Origin of the sequence: Flavobacterium urumqiense (assembly GCF_900108015.1) — a bacterium.
Classification (GTDB): Bacteria; Bacteroidota; Bacteroidia; order Flavobacteriales; family Flavobacteriaceae; genus Flavobacterium; species Flavobacterium urumqiense.
In genome coordinates this window covers 1-1,588 of sequence record NZ_FNVP01000030.1, presented here as the reverse complement: position 1 = coordinate 1,588, position 1,588 = coordinate 1, and the positions used below count along the sequence as shown (strand labels likewise).

The following is a 1,588-nucleotide window of genomic DNA, read 5'->3' as shown; positions in this document are numbered from 1 at the left end:
AAAGTTGCTGTTGCACCAATACAAAGTGGCGTTGTTCCTGTTACCGATGCAATATTGGCATTTGGAGTAATTGTTATCGTTCCTGCCGCATTGACTGTTCCGCAACCACCTGTTAAATTTACTGTATAGTTAAACGTTCCATAAACAGAAGGAGAACCAGTTATCGTTACTGTATTGGAATTAAAACTACCCGATACTCCCGCGGGTAGTCCGCTAAATGTTGCTCCGGTCGCTCCAGTGGTTGTATAAATAATATCTGTTATTGGAATAGAAATGCATTTTGTTTGGGCATTTGTACCTGCAGCAGATGACAATGAAATTGTGTTATTCGGCGTTACTGTAAAGTCAGTTAAACTTGCAGTTGTTCCAGAAGGGGTAGTTACCGTAATAGGTCCAGTGGTAGCAGTTGCAGGTAATACAGCAGTAATTTGAGAATTACTATTAACAGTATAGGAAGCTGCTAAAACATTAAAATTCACCGCGGTTGCACCATTAAAATTGTTTCCGGTTAGTACAACTGAAGTTGCAGTACCAATACAGGAATTTGTGGGTGTAAAACTTGTTATTGTTGGAGCTGGGGTATAATATATTGTAATTTGCATATAATCGACTGATGCAATTTCATTAGCACTTGCTACTGCGGAAAGCACTATACCAAAATTAGCATTGTTAATATCAGTTGCAGTCCAAGTGGTCCCCCATAAATCGGTTGGGCTACCATAATTTTCGGTGGTCATTGTAGTTGACCAGATCGCTGCAGTACCATAATTATTCCCTACAATAATACCATTTTTAACCAATTGAACTCTGCCGTCACTAATGCTAGATGCGTTGCTTTGTCGCAGGATTGAAACCGCTATTCCATTAATTACGACACCGGCAGGAATGGCAAATCCATAATTTGTTCCTTGTAAATATTGAGTACTTTGTCCTAGAGTAAGGATGGAAGTGGAATAAGAAGTGTCATCAGCTAAAATATAATTTGGATTAGACCAAGAAATTGTTCCGGTGCCAATGGTATTAGTTCCTATTCCCGCATTATTTGGTCCCGCAGTCTGCGCCACACTATTATTAACACTTAAAAAAGCAAATAAAACTATCAAAAATATTTGATAATTTTTTGAAATTTTTACTATAAAAGATGAATTTATTTGGAAATTAAAGTATTTTTCTCTCATGGCACCTACGATTTAGAATCAAATAATTAATTTTTTTTTAAAATTTACATAGCTTGAACTACGTTAATTTTAGAAGTAAAATAATATTTATTGTAGGTGTAACATTTCCATTAAAAAAGGAGGGGAGCTTAAATGATTTTATCGTTAATTTTTTATTTTTTAATATGAAACATAGATTTGGGCTTATCTACCTTAAAGTTAAGTATTTAAATTTTATTGTTGCATTTTAAAAACGAATTTTCGATTAAAGTGTTCTTCTGTCGATGAAATGCTTTTCTTTTATTAAAATGAATTTATTTTTCGGACATTATTTAGAAGCAGGATTCAAGTTATAAATGCAACTTTTTGATTAAACATATAATTAGGTGTTTCAAAATTAAATCTTTTTCTTGGTCTATTGTTTAATTTCT

1 pseudogene is annotated in these 1,588 nt (G+C 33.7%); it reads right to left on the bottom strand.

Features of this window, described 5'->3' with window-relative positions:
- Nucleotides 1–1,178: pseudogene (locus C4S35_RS15435) on the bottom strand (hypothetical protein); the annotation flags it as partial.
- Nucleotides 1,179–1,588: the final 410 nt, after the last annotated feature.